Source organism: Micromonospora sp. CA-240977, assembly GCF_050942285.1.
GTDB lineage: Bacteria > Actinomycetota > Actinomycetes > Mycobacteriales > Micromonosporaceae > Micromonospora.
In genome coordinates, this window is sequence record NZ_CP192055.1 from 7,454,037 (window position 1) to 7,470,168 (window position 16,132).

21 protein-coding genes are annotated in these 16,132 nt (G+C 71.5%); 11 read left to right on the forward strand and 10 right to left on the reverse strand.

Annotated elements, in window-relative coordinates; all coding sequences use genetic code 11:
* The first annotated feature begins 1 nt into the window (after position 1).
* On the forward strand, positions 2-958 hold the full coding sequence (gene pheA, locus ACQPWW_RS34005; RefSeq protein ID WP_433127874.1) for a prephenate dehydratase: 957 nt from the start codon (positions 2-4) through the stop codon (positions 956-958).
* 41 nt (positions 959-999) lie between these two features.
* On the opposite strand, the gene ACQPWW_RS34010 is transcribed toward pheA, so the two are convergent.
* The 3 genes from ACQPWW_RS34010 to ACQPWW_RS34020 all read right to left on the reverse strand — a co-directional run bounded on the left by ACQPWW_RS34010 (position 1,000) and on the right by ACQPWW_RS34020 (position 2,753).
* On the reverse strand, positions 1,000-1,722 hold the full coding sequence (locus tag ACQPWW_RS34010; protein ID WP_030487734.1) for an AIM24 family protein: 723 nt from the start codon (positions 1,720-1,722) through the stop codon (positions 1,000-1,002).
* 104 nt (positions 1,723-1,826) lie between these two features.
* The gene (locus ACQPWW_RS34015; RefSeq protein WP_433134748.1) at positions 1,827-2,174 is read right to left on the reverse strand and encodes a metallopeptidase family protein; all 348 of its coding nucleotides are present in this window, start codon (positions 2,172-2,174) and stop codon (positions 1,827-1,829) included.
* A gap of 147 nt (positions 2,175-2,321) precedes the next feature.
* Positions 2,322-2,753, reverse strand: a complete 432-nt coding sequence (locus tag ACQPWW_RS34020; RefSeq protein WP_433127875.1) for an OsmC family protein — start codon at positions 2,751-2,753, stop codon at positions 2,322-2,324.
* Between the two features lie 130 nt (positions 2,754-2,883).
* Here ACQPWW_RS34020 and ACQPWW_RS34025 point away from each other — a divergent pair, with 130 nt between their 5' ends.
* The 3 genes from ACQPWW_RS34025 to ACQPWW_RS34035 all read left to right on the forward strand — a co-directional run bounded on the left by ACQPWW_RS34025 (position 2,884) and on the right by ACQPWW_RS34035 (position 5,478).
* Positions 2,884-3,630 carry a hypothetical protein gene (locus ACQPWW_RS34025; RefSeq protein ID WP_433127876.1) on the forward strand — a complete coding sequence of 249 codons (747 nt, stop codon included), beginning with the start codon at positions 2,884-2,886 and terminating at the stop codon, positions 3,628-3,630.
* Positions 3,631-3,844: 214 nt separating this feature from the next.
* Complete coding sequence (locus ACQPWW_RS34030) at positions 3,845-4,666, forward strand: HAD family hydrolase (RefSeq protein WP_433127877.1); 822 nt, start codon at positions 3,845-3,847, stop codon at positions 4,664-4,666.
* Positions 4,666-5,478, forward strand: a complete 813-nt coding sequence (locus ACQPWW_RS34035) for an HAD family hydrolase (protein ID WP_433127878.1) — start codon at positions 4,666-4,668, stop codon at positions 5,476-5,478. Before ACQPWW_RS34030 ends, ACQPWW_RS34035 begins: the two co-directional genes overlap by 1 nt.
* 6 nt (positions 5,479-5,484) lie before the next feature.
* Here the strand turns inward: ACQPWW_RS34035 and ACQPWW_RS34040 are convergent, their stop codons facing one another.
* Entirely contained in the window at positions 5,485-6,087 is a 603-nt protein-coding gene (locus ACQPWW_RS34040) for a bacterial proteasome activator family protein (RefSeq protein WP_433127879.1), read from the reverse strand.
* Between the two features lie 83 nt (positions 6,088-6,170).
* Here ACQPWW_RS34040 and ACQPWW_RS34045 point away from each other — a divergent pair, with 83 nt between their 5' ends.
* Both ACQPWW_RS34045 and ACQPWW_RS34050 read left to right on the forward strand, forming a co-directional pair.
* A complete protein-coding gene (locus ACQPWW_RS34045; protein ID WP_433127880.1) occupies positions 6,171-6,968 on the forward strand; it encodes an alpha/beta hydrolase family protein in 798 nt (265 codons plus the stop codon).
* An 80-nt stretch (positions 6,969-7,048) separates the two neighbouring features.
* The gene (locus ACQPWW_RS34050) at positions 7,049-8,236 is read left to right on the forward strand and encodes an ABC transporter substrate-binding protein (protein ID WP_433127881.1); all 1,188 of its coding nucleotides are present in this window, start codon (positions 7,049-7,051) and stop codon (positions 8,234-8,236) included.
* Between the two features lie 66 nt (positions 8,237-8,302).
* Here the strand turns inward: ACQPWW_RS34050 and ddaH are convergent, their stop codons facing one another.
* Positions 8,303-9,088: a dimethylargininase gene (gene ddaH / locus ACQPWW_RS34055; RefSeq protein WP_433127882.1), complete on the reverse strand. Its 786-nt coding sequence runs from the start codon at positions 9,086-9,088 to the stop codon at positions 8,303-8,305.
* A 107-nt stretch (positions 9,089-9,195) separates the two neighbouring features.
* Here ddaH and ACQPWW_RS34060 point away from each other — a divergent pair, with 107 nt between their 5' ends.
* Positions 9,196-9,660: an Lrp/AsnC family transcriptional regulator gene (locus tag ACQPWW_RS34060; RefSeq protein WP_433127883.1), complete on the forward strand. Its 465-nt coding sequence runs from the start codon at positions 9,196-9,198 to the stop codon at positions 9,658-9,660.
* A 73-nt stretch (positions 9,661-9,733) separates the two neighbouring features.
* Positions 9,734-10,690: a zinc-binding dehydrogenase gene (locus tag ACQPWW_RS34065; RefSeq protein WP_433134750.1), complete on the forward strand. Its 957-nt coding sequence runs from the start codon at positions 9,734-9,736 to the stop codon at positions 10,688-10,690.
* Here the strand turns inward: ACQPWW_RS34065 and ACQPWW_RS34070 are convergent.
* From ACQPWW_RS34070 to mobA, 3 genes are all read right to left on the reverse strand, one after another.
* Positions 10,687-11,793, reverse strand: a complete 1,107-nt coding sequence (locus tag ACQPWW_RS34070; protein WP_433127884.1) for a T3SS (YopN, CesT) and YbjN peptide-binding chaperone 1 — start codon at positions 11,791-11,793, stop codon at positions 10,687-10,689. The genes ACQPWW_RS34065 and ACQPWW_RS34070 overlap by 4 nt on opposite strands.
* Positions 11,794-11,874: 81 nt before the next feature.
* Positions 11,875-12,141 (reverse strand): DUF6457 domain-containing protein, encoded by a 267-nt coding sequence (locus ACQPWW_RS34075; protein ID WP_433127885.1) that lies wholly within the window; start codon positions 12,139-12,141, stop codon positions 11,875-11,877.
* Complete coding sequence (gene mobA / locus ACQPWW_RS34080) at positions 12,138-12,809, reverse strand: molybdenum cofactor guanylyltransferase (protein WP_433127886.1); 672 nt, start codon at positions 12,807-12,809, stop codon at positions 12,138-12,140. The genes ACQPWW_RS34075 and mobA overlap by 4 nt, the downstream gene beginning before the upstream one ends.
* Positions 12,810-12,910: 101 nt before the next feature.
* On the opposite strand from mobA, the gene fdhD reads away from it, so the two are divergent.
* On the forward strand, positions 12,911-13,777 hold the full coding sequence (gene fdhD, locus ACQPWW_RS34085) for a formate dehydrogenase accessory sulfurtransferase FdhD (RefSeq protein WP_433127887.1): 867 nt from the start codon (positions 12,911-12,913) through the stop codon (positions 13,775-13,777).
* A gap of 3 nt (positions 13,778-13,780) precedes the next feature.
* Here fdhD and ACQPWW_RS34090 read toward each other — a convergent pair whose 3' ends face one another.
* The gene (locus ACQPWW_RS34090; RefSeq protein ID WP_433127888.1) at positions 13,781-14,488 is read right to left on the reverse strand and encodes a GAP family protein; all 708 of its coding nucleotides are present in this window, start codon (positions 14,486-14,488) and stop codon (positions 13,781-13,783) included.
* Positions 14,489-14,682: 194 nt separating this feature from the next.
* A complete protein-coding gene (locus ACQPWW_RS34095; protein ID WP_433127889.1) occupies positions 14,683-14,928 on the reverse strand; it encodes a flavin reductase in 246 nt (81 codons plus the stop codon).
* Positions 14,929-15,152: 224 nt separating this feature from the next.
* Between ACQPWW_RS34095 and ACQPWW_RS34100 the strand changes: the two genes are divergently transcribed.
* Together ACQPWW_RS34100 and ACQPWW_RS34105 are read left to right on the forward strand one after the other, a co-directional pair.
* A complete protein-coding gene (locus ACQPWW_RS34100; protein ID WP_433127890.1) occupies positions 15,153-15,902 on the forward strand; it encodes a Scr1 family TA system antitoxin-like transcriptional regulator in 750 nt (249 codons plus the stop codon).
* The gene (locus ACQPWW_RS34105; protein ID WP_433127891.1) at positions 15,890-16,093 is read left to right on the forward strand and encodes a DUF397 domain-containing protein; all 204 of its coding nucleotides are present in this window, start codon (positions 15,890-15,892) and stop codon (positions 16,091-16,093) included. The genes ACQPWW_RS34100 and ACQPWW_RS34105 overlap by 13 nt, the downstream gene beginning before the upstream one ends.
* Positions 16,094-16,132 lie beyond the last annotated feature (39 nt).

Below are 16,132 nucleotides of genomic sequence, written 5' to 3' on the forward strand. Positions count from 1 at the left end.
CATGCCGGGAACACCGCCGACACGCTTCGTCTACCTCGGGCCGGAGGGCACCTTCGCCGAGCAGGCCCTGCGCACCCTCCCCGCCGCCGAGCGCGGCACCTGCACGCCTGCCCGCAGCGTCGGAGAGGCGCTGGACAGCGTCCGGACCGGAGACGCTGACGCCGCACTGGTCCCGCTGGAAAACTCGATCGGCGGCGCGGTGGGCGTCACCCTGGACGAGATGGCCGAGGGCGAGCCCCTGGTGATCACCCGGGAGGTGATCCTGCCTGTGGAGTTCGTGCTCGGCGCCCGGCCCGGCACGCCGCTGACCTCGATCCGCACCGTGGCGGCCCATCCGCAGGCCTCCACCCAGTGCCGGGGCTGGCTGCGTGACCATCTGCCGGACGCCGTGGTGATCGACGTGCTCTCCAACGGGGCGGCAGCGGCGGGCGCCGGTGCCGGCTCGTACGACGCGGCCATCTGCGCGCCGATCGGGGCTGCCCGACACCGCCTCGCGATCCTCGCCGACAAGATCGCCGATCACCCGGACGCGGTGACCCGGTTCGCGCTGGTGTCCCGGCCCGGTCCACCCCCGCCGCCGACCGGCGACGACCTCACCTCGCTCGCTGTCTACATCGCCCACGACCGGGTCGGCGCGCTGCTGTCCGTGCTGATGGAGCTGGCCGTCCGGGGCGTCAACCTGACCCGGATCGAGTCCCGCCCCACCGGGGAGGCGCTGGGCCGCTACGTCTTCTTCCTGGACTGCACAGGGCACGTGGCCGACGGACGACTGGGCGAGGCGTTGCAGGGGTTGCGCCGGGTCTGCGCGGACGTCCGCTTCCTGGGCTCGTACCCCCGGCACCGGTGGGCCGAGGCGGCGGGTGACCGGCCGGTGCCCGCGCCGGCGGGCCTCTCCGACGCCGACTACGTCGACGCGGCGGCCTGGCTGGCCCGACTGCGCACCGGTGACCTGACCTGACCGGGCGCTCCCGAAGCTCGGGAGCGCCCGCGCCGGGGTCGTCAGCTCAGCAGACCGCCGAGCAGGCCGCCCTCCTGCTGCTGCTGGCCGCTGCCCATGACCGGCGGCTCCTCGGAGGGCTGCACCACAACGAAGCCCTGGCCGGCGAAGCTCATCGTGAACGACTCACCGGTGCGGCGGCCCAGCAGCGTGCCGAGGCCCAACTGCTCGGCCCGGTGGTAGCCGGTCTGGAGGTTGGCCGACCAGCAGACCGCGGCCTGCGGGTCGACGTACGTGGGGGCGTCCACGTTGAGCACGACCGGGGTGCCCTTTGTGGTGATGGCGATCCGCCCGTAGCCGCTGAACACACAGTTGAACAGGCCGGACGATGAGGCCATGCCGGCGCCGCCGACCATCCTGATGTCGTACTGGAGGGTCGAGTCGAAGGCGAGCACGCTGGAGCCGTTGATGGAGAGGGCGTCGCCCGGCTCCAGGTCGATGATGTGCACGTCCTTGGCGAGTTCGGCGAGGAAGACGTCACCCTGGCCGGAGACCTTCATCAGGGGGACGCCCTCGCCGGTGAGCTTCTGCTTGAGAAACTTGCCGAGCCCGCCCGACCCAAGCGCCTGGAACTGCACATTGCCCTGGTAGGCGACCATCGACCCCACCCGGGCCATCGCCTCGCCGTTGAGTTCGATCTTCAACATCTTGGAGTTCTGCAGCCGCATGCCGGGCTGCGCGGACTCCTTCTCCAGATTCTCCGCCGAGAACAGCTCACTGCGCATGAAAAGGTGCCTCCTGACAGGGTTGCGGTCGCTGCACCGACGGTAGGCGACCAGGGCAACTACGGGCCATCGGCCGAGCGGCGACCACGTGGCCGTCGGTGGGCTCAGCCCCAGCCCAGCGCGTGCAGCCGTTCGTCGTCGATGCCGAAGTGGTGGGCGATCTCGTGCACGACGGTCACCGCCACCTCGTCGACGACGTCGTCGTCGTTGTCGCAGATCCGCAGGATCGGGCGCCGGTAGATGAAGATCCGGTCCGGCAACACGCCGGAGTAGTCCCAGCCACGGCTGGTGAGGGCGTGGCCCTCGTAGAGGCCGAGCAGGTTGGTCTCGCCCGGCGGCGGGTCGTCCTCGACGAGGATGACCACGTTGCTCATCAGGCCGAGCAGCTCCTCGGGCACCTCGTCGAGGGCATCGGCAACCAGCTCCTCGAAGCGCTCACGGGTCATCTCCACCGGCACGTCACCCATTCTGCCCGATGCCGGACCCGGCAGGCCCGTCGTGAGGCGCCGCTGACCGGCCCCGCAGGCTCACGGAGAGAGCGACCGCCCAGGGGCGGGCGGAGACTCTGTCCGTGAACGTGCGGTGGTGGGTCGACCGGCTCAGGAAGCCAGGCGCGCGCTGAGGGTGATCTCGGCACCCGGCGAGAGCAGGCGGGAGATCGGGCAGTTGGCCTTGGCGGCCTCGGCGAGCTTCTGGAACTCCGCGTCGTCGATCCCCGGGACCTGGCCGACGGTCTCCAGGTCGATCCGGGTCACGGTCATGCCGGCGTCGGTCTTGTCCAGGTGGACCTTGGCGGTGGTCTCGACCGAGGTGGCAGTCGAGCCGGCGTCGGCGAGCGCCTTCGAGAACGCCATCGAGAAGCAGGCGGCGTGCGCGGCGGCGATCAGCTCCTCGGGGTTGGTGCCCTCGCCCTCCTCGAAGCGCGACTTGAAGGAGTAGTTGCCCGACAGGCCGCCCTTACCGGTGCGGACCGTGCCGGCACCCTCGGTGAGATTGCCCTGCCATTGTGCTGAAGCGGTACGGATAGGCATGAGGAGAACGCTAGCGGAAAGGTGACCGCCGAGCGACCGACCGGCACTGACGTCTGCCCTGCGATCCCTGTCACGACGGGCTGGCTGTGCCATGATGCGACCAGGTCCGTGACCGGCGGAAGGATGGCCGATGTCCGACGAGCTTCCGATCCCGCGGCAGAGCGACCGGTCCGACGAGCCGGCCGTGATCGAGTGGGGTGCTGTCGACCCGGCTCCACGACGCCGGTTCGGCTGGTCCCTGGCCGGTCTCGCGCAGGACCCTCGGCTGCCGCTACTGCTCGCCGGTCTGGGCGCGGTGGCGGGGGTCGCCTCGCTTGTCGGCGAGTGGCTGGTGATGAGTCTGCCCAACGGCGGGCCCGAGGGTGAGGGCACGATCGAGGTGCCGGCGGGGGTGTCCGAGGTCGGTGGCTTCGGGGTCGGCTACCTGGTCGGGCTCCTCGGTCTCGTCTGCACCGTGGCGCTGGCCCTGCGGGGCACGGCGGCCGTGCGGCCGAACGCCCGGCTCGTTGGGCTCACCCTGGCCGGCGCGCTGCTGGCGCTGCTGGTCGCCGCCACGGCCACCCTCGACGACCTCAGCCAGCGCGACTTCTTCTACTCGCCGCAGGACGGCTTCCGGGCCGAGTACGGCCGCGGTGTGGTGATGGCGTTCGTCGCCTGCGTACTGCTCGGTGCGGCTCTGCGGCTGGCTCCGGCCGCGCCGCCCGGCGCACCGGTCGGGCCAGCGGGGGACGACCGCCCCGCGGACGCGCCGGCGACCCGGCCGTGGCGGCGGCACCGGGACCGCGGCCCGGTCGAGGGTGACGCCCTCCCCGCGCCGGCCGACCTCACCGTCACTCCGGCGGCCCCCTTCACCACCCACCCCACCCCGCCGTCCTGACCCCACCCGCGCCGACCTGGCAATTTCCGCCTCGAAGTGACGGCGGATCACGGAACGCGCAAGATCACCGAGGGTGCCGCTGTTCGCGTCCGATTCGCCTGGAAGCCATGGATGCGACCCGTTCCGCGAGGTACGGTTGCTGCCCGCCATGACGCCAGGGTCTCCCCACCAGAGGGGGACAGCAGGCGCGACGGCGATGGGCGAAGGAGGAACGATGACCCGCCCGGGACTGCCCAAGCTGATCGCCACCGACCTCGACGGCACGCTGGTCCGCAGCGATGACACCGTCTCCGCGTACACCCACGGGGTGCTCGACCGGGTGCGGGCCGCCGGAATCCCGGTGGTCGGCGCGACCGGTCGCGGCCCTCGGCTTACCGAGTTGACCCGCAACGACATCCGGGCCGCCGACTTCCTGGTGATGGCCGGTGGCGGCCGGGTGGTCGACCAGAGCGACCCGACCGGCCCGGTGGTGCTCCGCGACGAGCGGCTGCCCGCCGAGGTGCTGGCCCGGCTGCTCGCCGACCTGGAGGCCGAGGTCGGCCCGCTGACCGTGATGGTCGAGGCGTCCGACGAGCACGACGCCCCCCTCTGGGGTGACTACCACGAGAGTTGGCCCTACCAGGACCGGTTCGAGGCGCGCAGCCGCGCGGAGTGCCTCTCCTGCGACGTGATCAAGGCGTTCGCCCGGACCGCCGACCACCACGTGGACGAACTGCTGGCGGTGGCCCGCCGGATCATCTCGCCGCAGGTCGCCACGCTCACCCAGGCCGGGCTCGGCTTCATCGAGATCTGCCCGCCCGGCGTGGACAAGGCGACCGGGCTGACGGTGGTGGCGCAGAGCCTCGGGGTGGACCCGGCCGACGTCCTGGTCTTCGGTGACATGCCCAACGACCTGCCGATGTTCGAGTGGGCCGGCTGGTCCCGGGTGGCGGTGGCCAACGCGCACCCCACCCTGCGCGCCGCCGCCGACGAGGTGACCCTGCGCAACGACGACGACGGTGTGGCGGTGTATCTCGACCGGCTACTGTCCCGGTGATGGGAGAGACGCCCCGCCTGATCGCCACCGACATCGACGGCACGCTGATCCGCGACGACCACACCGTCAGTCCACGCACCGCCGACGTGCTCGCGCGGATCTCCGCGCGAGGCACGCCGGTCATCCTGGTCACCGGCCGTCCGGTCCGCTGGCTCAAGATGGTGTACGACCAACTGGCCGAGCCGTTGCCGGCCGTCTGCGCCAACGGCGCGGTGGTCTACGACCCGTTTGCCGACGAGGTGCTGCGGGCCGATCCGCTCGCGCCGCACCACCTGGCCGAGGTGGCCCGGAGGCTACGGGCCGAGGTGCCCGACATCAGCTTCGCCGTGGAGATCCTGGACAGCCGGGAGATGCGGCACGAGGCGCACTACCCGCTGCGGTGGGACGTCGACCCCGAGGGGATCCGACCGATCGAGACGCCGGAGGAGTTGCTCTCGGCGCCGGCGGTGAAGCTGCTCGCCCGGGCCGGCGAGCAGGACCCGGACACCTTCGTCGAACTGATCGCCGCAGCGGTCGCGGGGCTGGCCGAGGCCACGCACTCGTCGTCCTCCGGGCTTGTCGAGATCTCCGCGGCCGGTGTGACGAAGGCGGCCGGGCTGGCCTGGTACTGCGACCGGCTCGGGGTGCCCGCCGCGGACGTGCTGGCCTTCGGCGACATGCCCAACGACGTGCCGATGTTGAGCTGGGCCGGCCGGGGCGTGGCGGTGGCCAACGCGCACCGCGCCGTCCTCGCGGTCGCCGACGAGGTGACGACGGCGAACACCGAGGACGGCGTGGCGGCGTACCTGGAGAAGGTTTTCGGGGTGGGCTGAGCCGGGTTACAGGTACTGGCCGGTGTTGTGGCCCTCGCCGCCGCCCGGCTGGCCGATGCCCGGCATGCCGGGGACGACCCCGCCGGGGCCGCTGGGCAGCGCCTGCCGGCCGCCGCGCATCTGCTCCAACTGGACCCGGGCGGCCATCTGCTGGGCCACCAGGGCTGCCTGGATGCCGTGGAACAGGCCCTCCAGCCAACCGACGAGCTGGGCGTGCGCGATCCGCAACTCGCCCTCACTCGGGGCCTTGTCCTCGGTGAAGGGCAGCGAGATGCGCTCCAACTCGTCGCGCAGCTCGGGGGCGAGGCCCTCCTTCAGCTCGACGATCGATCGCTCGTGGATCTCGCGCATCCGGTTACGGCTCGCGTCGTCGAGAGGGGCGGCTTTCACCTCCTCCAGCAACTGCTTGATCATGCTGCCGATCCGCATCACCTTGGCCGGCTGTTCGACAAGGCGGGTCGGATCCTCACCCTGGCCCTCGTCGGTCTGCATCGTCCCGATCGGCCGGCCGTCCGGACCGACCACCACAACAGTGCCGGGGTTGCCGGAGTCGTCGGTGCCCGGCTCGTCGTCGTGTCCAGCTGAGCGCGCTTCGGTCATGGGGTCCATCTTTACCCAGTGGGCAGGACCCGTGGCAGCCGGGACCGACTACCGGGCCCGAACCACCCGCGCGGGCGCGCTACCGTCGCGCCATGCCTGCCGACCCGCGCGCCGTGTTGACCCGGCCCGCACCGGAGCCCGACCGGACCGTGGCGTACGGCGACCACCCGGACCAGGTGGCCGACCTGCGGCGCCCGGCTGGAGCTGGTCCGGCGCGACCGCTGGTCGTCGTCCTGCACGGCGGTTTCTGGCGGGTCGAGTACGACCGGCGGCACACCGACCCACTGGCTGCCGCACTCGCCGCCGACGGTTACCCGGTGGCGCAGCTGGAATACCGGCGGACCGGGCAGCCGGGAGGTGGCTGGCCGGGCACGTTGACCGACGTGCTGACCGGGGTGGCCGAGCTGCCCGTGCTGGCCGCCGCGGCGCTGCCCGGCCGGGTGACCGAGGGCGCGCCGATTCTGGTCGGGCACTCCGCCGGTGGCCACCTGGCGCTGTACGTGGCGGCCACCGCCGCGCCGACGGTGGGTGGGGTGCTCGCCCTGGCCCCGGTGGCCGACCTGGCCGAGGCGTACCGGCGGGACCTGGACTCGGGCGCGGTGGCCGCGTTGCTCGGCGGCGGCCCGACCGAGGTTCCGGACCGGTACGCGGCAGCCGATCCACGATCGTTGGTGCCCATCCAGACACGGACCGTAGTTCTGCACGGCTCCGACGATCAGCAGGTGCCGGTGGAGATGAGCAGGGGATTCGTCGCGGAAGCAACCGCCGCAGGATCCGATATCTCCCTTCTTGAACTGCCCGGATGCGAGCATTTCGGGCTGATCGACCCGGAGTCCGTCGCCTGGCCCCGGGTCCTTGATTCGTTACGGTCCCTGCACGTTGATCACTAGCCATTGACGCAGCGTCGCGGACCAGGTAGAACGCCGGAGGGGCGGTGTTCAGCCCTGCAACGCTCCTTGGAAGGAACTCGGTGTCACAGATGAATCGCAGGCGGGCGCTCCAACTGTTGGCCGCGCTCGGTACCACCGGGTTCGTCGCCGGGTGTGGCTCCGACACCGACGCCCAGCCGACCGTCAACCGCGGCCCGATCAAGATCGGGATGATCACGCCACAGGCCGGCGGTCTCAAGAGCATCGGCGATGACATCACCAACGGCTTCCAGCTCTTCCTCGACCTCCACGACAAGCGGCTGGGCGGCCACCCGGTGGAGTTGCTGACCGCCGACGAGGGCGACACCGCGAAGAGCGGCAAGGCCGCCGTCGAAGGCCTGCTCAAGCAGGGCGTGCTGGCGCTCACCGGCGTGGTCAACTCGGCGGTGATGGTCGGCATCCGGGACACCGTCGAGCAGGCCAAGGTCCCGCTGATCGGCTCCAACGCCTCGCCGAGCAGCCTGCAGAGCGTCTTCTACATCTGGCGGACGTCGTACGTGCTGGACGAGGCCGGCAAGGCGCTGGGCCGTTACCTGCGCGAACAGCTGCCGTCCAACGGCCGCATCGCGATCATCATGCCGGAGAACGTCGGCAGCCCGGACGTGGTGCGTGGCTTCCGGCAGGAGTTCGGCTCCACCGACCCGCGCATCAGCGACCCGGTCACCTACACCAGCGCCAACCCCAACCCCGGCAAGACCACCTACGCCGCCGACATCAGCAGGGCGCTGGCGAAGGATCCCACAGCGGTCTTCTGCTTCTTCGCCGGCGCGGCCGCCGTGGAGTTCATCAAGCAGTTGCGGGAGAAGTTCCGCGGGCCGATCTACGCGCCCGGCTTCCTCACCGAGGGCGACGTGCTGGAAAACCTCAAGGACAACGCGCTGGGCATCCAGACCGCGCTGAACTACTCAGCCGACCTGAACAACACGTCGAACCGGGTCTTCGCCTCGGCCTACCGCAAGAAGTACCAGGTCACGCCCACCACGTACGCGATGGCGTCGTACGACGCGGCGCAGGTGCTCGACCAGGCGATCCAGCTGACCGGCGGCTCGCCCAACCCGCAGCAGGTCAACCTGGCCCTCGGCAAGATCGGCCAGATCGACAGCCCGCGCGGCATCTGGCAGTTCAACCAGCCGCGTACCCCGCAGCAGAAGTGGTACCTGCGGGAGGTACAGCGCGACGGCCAGGTCATGTCGAACGTGCTGATCAACGAGCTGGCCACGCTGGGCTGAACGCCCACCCGCAGCACGGTTCGGGGCCGGTCTCCCACTGGGAGGCCGGCCCCGACGCTTCGCGGATCAGTGCCGCAGTTCGGCGATGCAGCACTTCACGCTGCCGCCGCCCTTCTTCAGCTCGGCCAACTCGACGGGGACCGGCGTGTAACCGGCGGCCTTGAGCTTGCCGGCCAGCCGGGTGGCCTCGCTGTTGAGCACCACGTTCGCGCCGTCGCTCACCAGGTTCAGCCCGAAGGCCAACGCGTCGGCGTCGTCGGCGAGCACCGCGTCCGGAAAGAGTTGGGTGAGCACCCGCTGGCTCGCCGCGGAGAACGCGCCGGGGAAGTAGACGACGTTCGAGTCGTCGATGGCGGCCAGCGCCACGTCCAGGTGGTAGAAGCGCGGGTCGACCAGCCGCAGCGACACCACCGGACGGCCCAGCGCCTCCTGCGCCTCGGCGTGCGCCGGAAGCTCGGTGCGGAAGCCGTGCCCGGCGAGGATGAGCCCGCCGTGCGCCTCCGGCACGTACGCGAAGTCACCTTCGCCCTCGTTGGTCTCGCTCGGCGCGATGAACCGCCAGCCCTGCGCCTCGTAGAAGGCGTGGTGGGCGGCGGCCTCGGCGGCCCGCTGCTCGTGCTTGAACCGGGCGCCGTACACGCTGCCGTCGACCACGAAGGCGCCGTTTGCGGCGTAGACCATGTCCGGCAGGCCCTGCTCGGGCGTGAGCAGGTGCACCTCGTGACCGAGGCCGACAAGCGTCTCGCGCAGCCGGTCCCACTGTTTGACGGCCAGGTCCCGGTCGACCGGGGTGGTCACGTCCATCCACGGATTGATCGCGTACTCGACCGCGAAGTGCTCGGGCGAGCACATGAGATATGTCCGCTTTCGCGGGACTCGGTGCTGGTTCACGGTCACCAAGAGTAGGTACCGTAGAACTTTGGTAACAGCCACAACCGTTGCTTCCCAGAGGCGGAACGTTGCAGATAGACGCGGTAGACCAGCGGATCATTGCGTTACTCGTCGCCGACGCCCGTGCGTCGTACGCCGACATCGGCACCCGGGTGTCACTCTCCGCCCCGGCCGTCAAGCGTCGCGTCGACCGACTGCGGGCCACCGGCGTGATCAGGGGATTCACGGCCGTGGTTGATCCGGCCGCCGTCGGCTGGACCACCGAGGCGTTCGTCGAGCTGTTCTGCGCCGGCCGGACGACCCCCGCCCAGCTCGGCGTGGCCGCCCGGCGGCACCCGGAGGTGGTCGGCGCGTACACCGTCTCCGGGGAGGCGGACGCTCTCGTCCACCTGCGCGCCGCCGACATCGCCCACCTGGAGGCGGCGCTGGAACGGTTGCGCGCCGAGTCCTTCGTGACCTCCACCCGCAGCACGATCGTGCTGTCCCGGCTTGTCGAGTCCCCCGGCGTCGGCCCGTCCGCGGGCACCGCTTGACCTCAACCCCGGTTGAGGAGGTGGAGTGGTCGGGAGCGTGGGCGCGCCGCCCACCGCAACCGAGGGGGACACGATGCGGGCGGTCTGGTTACGCGAGTTCGGCGGGCCCGAGGTGCTGGTGCCCGGCCCCGCGACCGACCCGACGCCCGGCCCCGACCAGGTGCTTGTCGACGTCGCACACGCGAACATCACCTTCGTCGAGACGCAGCAGCGCTCCGGCCGCCCCGGGCCCTTCCAGATCACCCCGCCGCTGATTCCCGGCAACGGCGTGGGCGGGGTGATCGCCGCCGTCGGCCCGGACGTCGACCCCGCACTGATCGGGCGGCGAGTGGTAAGCGCCACCGGCGGCTCCGGCGGATACGCCGAACGCGCGGCGGTGGACGCAACCGCGCCGATCGAGGTGCCCGACGGGTTGGCCATGGACGAGGCGGTTGCGCTGCTGGCCGACGGGCGCACCGCCACCATGCTGATCGAGGCGGTCGACGTCCGCCCCGGCGACCGGGTGCTCGTGGAGGCCGCCGCGGGTGGCGTGGGCAGCCTGTTGGTGCAGCTCGCGGCCCGGGCCGGCGCCCGGGTGATCGGCGTCGCCGGTGGGCCACGCAAGGTGGATCTGCTCCCCGGCCTGGGCACCGACCTTGCCGTCGACTACCTCCGACCCGACTGGGCCGACCGCGTCCGGGCCGCGACGGGCGGGATCGACGTGGTGCTCGACGGGGTCGGCGGGGCGGTCGCCCGAGCGGCTTTCGACCTACTGGATCCCGGCGGCCGGATGGTCAGCTACGGCCTGGCGAGCGGGGAGTGGTCCCCGGTGTCGGTGGAGGCCGCCGCGGCACGGCAGGTCACACTGGTCCGGCCGGACACGTCACCCGCGCGGCTGCGGGCGTACACCCGGCAGGCCCTGGCGGACGCGACAGCCGGCCGCCTGCGACCACTCATCGGCCAGCGGTTCCCGCTGGAACGCGCCGCCGACGCGCACGCCGCCATCGAGGCGCGCGCGACGGTCGGCAAGACCCTGCTGGACGTCGCCTAGAGGTACATGCCGGTGCGGTGCTCCGACTCGTCGCGCCGAACCGGCTTGTCGCCCTCACCGAAGAACCGCTTGCCGCCGAACTCACCGTGCAGCCGATCGTCCAACTCGTCGGCGAGACCGGTCATCACCTGCACCGCCAGCATCAGGTGGGTGGCCTGGAAGTTGCGGCCGAAGACCGGGATGGACGCCCAGACCGTGTCGTCGGCGCAGTAGAGGCGGCCGATCGGCATCCGGTTCGTCAACTCGGAGAGCTTGACGTAGAGCCGCTCGGTCGGCTCCACCTCGGTGAGCACCGGCGAGAACACGTCCACAAGCGGCGGGTTGTCCCGCACCCGCACGAAGACCATCGCCGAGCCGGCCCGGATGTTGATGTCGCCGTCCGAGTCGACCTGCAACCGGTCGGTGTCCGACTTCAGCATTGTGGAGACCACGGTCCGGACCCGATCAGCCAGGTCGAGCACGTCGTCCCGCTCGGCCTGCGCGGAGGCCGCCTCGGCCAGCGCCTCCTCCAGGTCGGCCTCGACGTCGGCGTCCGGGCCGAACTCGCTGCGCGCCGTGCCCAACGGGTCCACGGCCAGCGGCTCACCCTCGGTGTCCTGCACGAGGTAGACGAGGAAAGCCGGGTGCGGGGCGCCGTAGACGTCCCGCAGCGTCCGGGAGAGCAGCGCGGCGATCCGGGTCGACTCGCTCGTCCGGCCGTCCAGCCCGAAGAAACCGCCGGAGCCTTCGACCACCCCGGGCGGCGACCAGCTGAGCGCGACCATGTCCGCCACCGCACTGCGGTCCAGCCGGTAGCCCGCCGGCAGCGTGGCGTTCCCGACCGCCCGCGCCGACAACCCGCCGGCGTCGCGCACGTCCACGCTTACCGAGTAGACGGCGTCCCCGGTGCCGGAGGCGGTCGGGTCCAGGGTCACCTCCAGGTGCGCGCCGACGGGAAGCTCCCGCAGCCGGAGGGCGAGCGCACGGGCGAACTCCTGCCAGGCCTCGGTCACCTTCGCCCGCAGATCGGTGGTGCTTGGTTCGTCGAGCAGGATCGATTCCGCCGGCTCAGTCGTAGCGCCGGGCAGGTCACCGAGCGGCGCCGAGGGGTGGTCAGCCGTCATGATCGCCTCCGTCCGTCACGATCACCCTACCCACGCCGCCCACGGACCCCGTCAGCCCGGACCGGGATCGGACAACGGCAGTCAGGGGGCCGTCGGATCCGCCGGGTCCGCGCCCAGTTCGACCGGCCAGGCGCCGGCCAGGGCGCTGAGCCGGGCCGCCACGTCCGCCGGCTCCGCGCCCCGGCCGACCGCCACCCCCAGCAGGTACGCGGTGACCGGCGCGCCCGGCCGCAACACCTGGTGGGCGACATCGCGGGCCACATCCAGCACCGCCTGCACGGGCACCCCCGCCGGGTCCAGATCCAGCTCGGCGCAGACCGCCGTCACCCAGTCGTCCATCACCGTCATCGCGCCCACTCCTCCGCCCGGCGTACGTCCTCGTCAGTGTCGCAGTCGAACCAGGGCGGCGGGCCGTCGCCAGACCAGGGCACCTCCCGCACGACGAGCCCGGCCAGCAGCGCCCGGACCGGGGCGCCGGACAGGCTGCCCCGCTCGACAGTCAGTCGGTCCAACGCGGCCCGCAGCGCCGCGACCCGCCAGACACCGCAGAGCGACTGCCGCCGCCCGTCCCCGTCGACGAAGCACGCGCCGTCCGGCCGCTCGCGCCCGACCGGGTCGGTGCCGACCATCGGTACGGAAGGAGAGCCACCGCCCGCCAGGGCGGAGACGGGGTTTTCTCCGGTGAGGTGGGTCAGCAGGTCGCCGATCGCGGAGCGGGTGAGCAGCGGCAGGTCGGCGGCGAGCAGCGCGACAAGTGCGGTGTCCGGATCCAGCAGCGCCAGCCCGGCAGCCGCCGCGGCGACCGGACCCCCGCCCGGCGGGTCCTCCCGGGTGACCCGCACGCCCTCCGGGACGTCGTCGGCCGGACCGACAAGCACCAGCGGGCTGGCGTCGCCGACGGCGGCCAGCACCCGGGCGCGCATCGGCCGGCCACCGACCGGGAGGGCGGGCTTGTCCACGCCGCCCATCCGTCGGGCGGACCCACCTGCGAGCACCACCGCGGCATACGTCCCCACCCGGTCACGGTAGCCGTGTCGAGGCTTGTTGGCTGTCGCTGCCGGGTGCCCACCGACCGGTGGCCGTGCGGGCGTGCCGGCGGGAGGTGGAGGATGGCGGGATGGGACGGGCAACTGATCGGCGGGGCGTGGTTCGGATCGACCTGGACGCGGCGACCGTCGGGCGCGGGTCCATCCGTCGACCGGACACGCTGGCGGTGGAGGAACCGCTGGAGATCCGGGTCGGCGCTGTCGGCCCGGGTCGGCGACCGCCCCTCGCCGTGACAATGCGTACCCCCGGTGACGACCTCGATCTGGCGATCGGGTTCCTGCTGACCGAGGGGCTGATCCGGTCGACCGACGACGTGTTGACCGCGCAGCTCTGTGCTGGCGCGGAGACACCGAACACGTACAACGTGGTGGACGTGACGCTCGCCCCCGGCGTGCCGGAACCGACCACCGACCCGTCCCGGAACTTCTACACGACCAGTTCCTGTGGTGTCTGCGGCAAGGCAAGCATCGACGCGATCCGCACCCGCTCCCTGTTCCCGGTCGCCGCCGATCCGCTCAGCGTGCCGGCCGCGCTCCTCGCCGAACTGCCCGACCGGCTACGCGCCGCCCAGCGCGGCTTCGACCGGACCGGCGGGCTGCACGCGGCCGGTCTGTTCACCCCCGACGGAGAGCTTGTGGTGCTGCGGGAGGACGTGGGCCGGCACAACGCGGTGGACAAGGTGATCGGCTGGGCGGTGCGCGAACGTCGGCTGCCGTTGGCCGGGCACCTGCTGCTGGTCTCCGGCCGGGCCAGCTTCGAGCTGACCCAGAAGGCGTGGATGGCCGGGTTGCCGCTGCTGGCCGCGGTGTCCGCGCCGAGCACGCTCGCCGCCGAACTGGCCGACGAGGCGGGGATGACACTTGTCGGGTTCCTACGGGGCCGGACCATGAACGTCTACACCGGGCCACACCGGATCACCCTGGAACAGCCGGCCTGACGCTCAGCGACCGATCAGGTCGAACAGGGCCAGCCGTGCGGCGGCGTCTCGAGCGACAAGGAAGCCGGCGATGCCGAGGATCCAGCCCAACGCGCCGCCCGCCTTCGCGACGATCCAGGCGTTCAGGCGGGCCAACACCGGCTCGACCAGAGCCGGACGGGCCACCCTGGCACCCAGCAACACCACAGCGGGCAGCACCATGACCAGGCAGTAGCCGGCGAGCAACGCCACCACGGCCGCCGGGCCGACCTCGGAGGTGGCCAACAGACCCACCGCGCCGAGGTACGGAAGCATTGTCGCCACCTCGGCGAGCGCCGCCAGCAACGCGAGCCCGACCAACCAGCGGGCCGACGAGTCCCCGGCGGTGGCCCGGTCCCGCCAGCGCAGCACACCACCGGTACGGGGACGCCGCTTGCCGTCGTAGCGGAAGCTGAGCGCCAGCATCGCCACGCCCAGCACGAGTTGCGCCCAGAGCACGCCCGGGTTGTCCAGGGCACCACCAAGCGCGTCGGCAAGTCTGCTGCCGCCCCACACCAGCAGCAGCCCCACCGCGAGGTAGAACGCCGCGATGGTGGCGAGGTAGCCCAGGAGCCGCCGGGCGTTGACCGGCCCGGGGGCGAGCAGCAGCCAGACCGGGATGAAGAGGGTGCCGATGCTGGTGCTGTCCACCAATGCCAGCCCGGTCAGCGAGAGCAGCAGTTCGGGGGTCATGTCGTACCAGTGCGAAGAGTGGACACGAGATCATTCTTCGGGAGTGATGGCGCTACCGCGTCGGCCGTGGACAGCAGTGCGGCGTACATCCTTTGGCGGAGGAGCCTTGGCGGAGGAGCCTTGGCGGAGGAACCCGCCCCGAGCGATCAACCTCGGGGGACGAGGGATCAGCGTCGGGGCGGGAGCCGACGGGGCTATCGAGCCCTGACCCAGCCGATGAAACGTTCGGTCAGGCCATCCGGCGTCCTGCCGCCGTACAGCTCGGTCAGGTGTTCGGTCGCCTCGACTTGCAGTGCCTCCAGGTGCGCGACCAGCTCGTCGGGTCGACCGCGGTATTGACCGAGCAGGCGCAGTTTGGCGGTCGAGCAGGGCCAGGCGATCCCGCACGTACGGCAGCGCCACGCCGGCTTGAGCAGGGGATGTTCCGCGTTTTCGGTCATCGGCCAGCCCTCATGTTGTCCGGCATGGTTTCCCCTCCTTGTTGGGAGGGGCCGCCCCTGAGTGCTCGCCCACGAGGCGGCCCCGGCACGAACGCGACCGCCGGGTCTCGAGTGGTCCCTGCCGATCGCGCCGTCTGACAGGCACACTGCCAAGGGTTGCTATCCGAATACACAGCGTAGGAATATCTCCCGTGGACGTCTCGGACGTACTGGAGGAGAAGCGGATGAACCGCGCAGTTGCTGAAGCCATGTCGAAATCCGGCCTGACCGCGGACAGCCTCGCCGCCCGGATCGGGGTGGATCCCAAGACCGCAGCCAAGTGGGCGAACCCGGGACGGATTCCGCAGACACGGCACCGGTCGAAGGTCGCCGAGGTCCTGGGCCGCGACGAGGGCGACCTCTGGCCCGACCTGTACAAGCGGCGCGAGCCGGCGTGGTTCCGGCCCTGGACGGACATCGAACGCGAGGCCGTGGGACTCCGGTGGTACGAGTCGGCGGTCGTTCCCGGTCTCCTGCAAACCGAGGCGTACGCGCGGGCCGTGCTGCGCAGCGGGCTCTGGGCCGACGACGACCTGGAGGCCCACGTGGAGACCCGCCTCCGCCGGCAGGCCGCCGTGTTCGATCGACCTCGGCCGCCGTTGAGCGTCTTCGTCATCGACGAGGCCGCGCTGCGTCGGGGACGACCCGACATCATGGCCGACCAGCTCGACCACCTGATGATGCTCGCCGAGCGGCCGGCGGTGATGATCCACGTCCTCCCCCTGACGGCCGGTTTTCACCCCGGCCAGGCCGGGCCGTTCGTCATCGCCAACACACCGGACGGCGATGACGTCGGCTACCTCGACGACCAGGCGGCCGGACGCCTCAGTAATGACGTTGCTCCGCTGTGGGCGGTCTGGGATAGCGTGAGGTCGTTAGCGCTACCGCGAGACCTGACCATCGACCTGATGAGGGCGCGAGCATGGATGACCTGACCGGCGCCCGTTGGCGCAAGAGCACCCGCAGCAGCTCGAACGGTGGCGCGTGCGTGGAGGTGGCCGACAACCTGCCGGGTGTCGTGCTCGTGCGCGACACCAAAGACCGGGACGGCGGCACGCTGACGTTCGGGCCGGCAGCCTGGGCGGGCTTCGTCGGGCTGGCGAAGAAGATCGGCCCCTGCGGCTGACGCGTTGTCCCACCAGACATCCAGAAGGATGTTCGCCTA

Bases quoted from the DNA above. Each gene is read 5' to 3' on its own strand.
- pheA (WP_433127874.1), top strand. From the start codon at position 2: ATGCCGGGAACACCGCCGACACGCTTCGTCTACCTCGGGCCGGAGGGC.
- ACQPWW_RS34010 (WP_030487734.1), bottom strand. From the start codon at position 1,722: ATGCGCAGTGAGCTGTTCTCGGCGGAGAATCTGGAGAAGGAGTCCGCG.
- ACQPWW_RS34020 (WP_433127875.1), bottom strand. From the start codon at position 2,753: ATGCCTATCCGTACCGCTTCAGCACAATGGCAGGGCAATCTCACCGAG.
- ACQPWW_RS34025 (WP_433127876.1), top strand. From the start codon at position 2,884: ATGTCCGACGAGCTTCCGATCCCGCGGCAGAGCGACCGGTCCGACGAG.
- ACQPWW_RS34030 (WP_433127877.1), top strand. From the start codon at position 3,845: ATGACCCGCCCGGGACTGCCCAAGCTGATCGCCACCGACCTCGACGGC.
- ACQPWW_RS34035 (WP_433127878.1), top strand. From the start codon at position 4,666: ATGGGAGAGACGCCCCGCCTGATCGCCACCGACATCGACGGCACGCTG.
- ACQPWW_RS34040 (WP_433127879.1), bottom strand. From the start codon at position 6,087: ATGGACCCCATGACCGAAGCGCGCTCAGCTGGACACGACGACGAGCCG.
- ACQPWW_RS34045 (WP_433127880.1), top strand. From the start codon at position 6,171: ATGCCTGCCGACCCGCGCGCCGTGTTGACCCGGCCCGCACCGGAGCCC.
- ddaH (WP_433127882.1), bottom strand. From the start codon at position 9,088: ATGTGCTCGCCCGAGCACTTCGCGGTCGAGTACGCGATCAATCCGTGG.
- ACQPWW_RS34065 (WP_433134750.1), top strand. From the start codon at position 9,734: ATGCGGGCGGTCTGGTTACGCGAGTTCGGCGGGCCCGAGGTGCTGGTG.
- ACQPWW_RS34070 (WP_433127884.1), bottom strand. From the start codon at position 11,793: ATGACGGCTGACCACCCCTCGGCGCCGCTCGGTGACCTGCCCGGCGCT.
- ACQPWW_RS34075 (WP_433127885.1), bottom strand. From the start codon at position 12,141: ATGACGGTGATGGACGACTGGGTGACGGCGGTCTGCGCCGAGCTGGAT.
- fdhD (WP_433127887.1), top strand. From the start codon at position 12,911: ATGGGACGGGCAACTGATCGGCGGGGCGTGGTTCGGATCGACCTGGAC.
- ACQPWW_RS34090 (WP_433127888.1), bottom strand. From the start codon at position 14,488: ATGACCCCCGAACTGCTGCTCTCGCTGACCGGGCTGGCATTGGTGGAC.
- ACQPWW_RS34095 (WP_433127889.1), bottom strand. From the start codon at position 14,928: ATGACCGAAAACGCGGAACATCCCCTGCTCAAGCCGGCGTGGCGCTGC.
- ACQPWW_RS34100 (WP_433127890.1), top strand. From the start codon at position 15,153: ATGAACCGCGCAGTTGCTGAAGCCATGTCGAAATCCGGCCTGACCGCG.
- ACQPWW_RS34105 (WP_433127891.1), top strand. From the start codon at position 15,890: ATGGATGACCTGACCGGCGCCCGTTGGCGCAAGAGCACCCGCAGCAGC.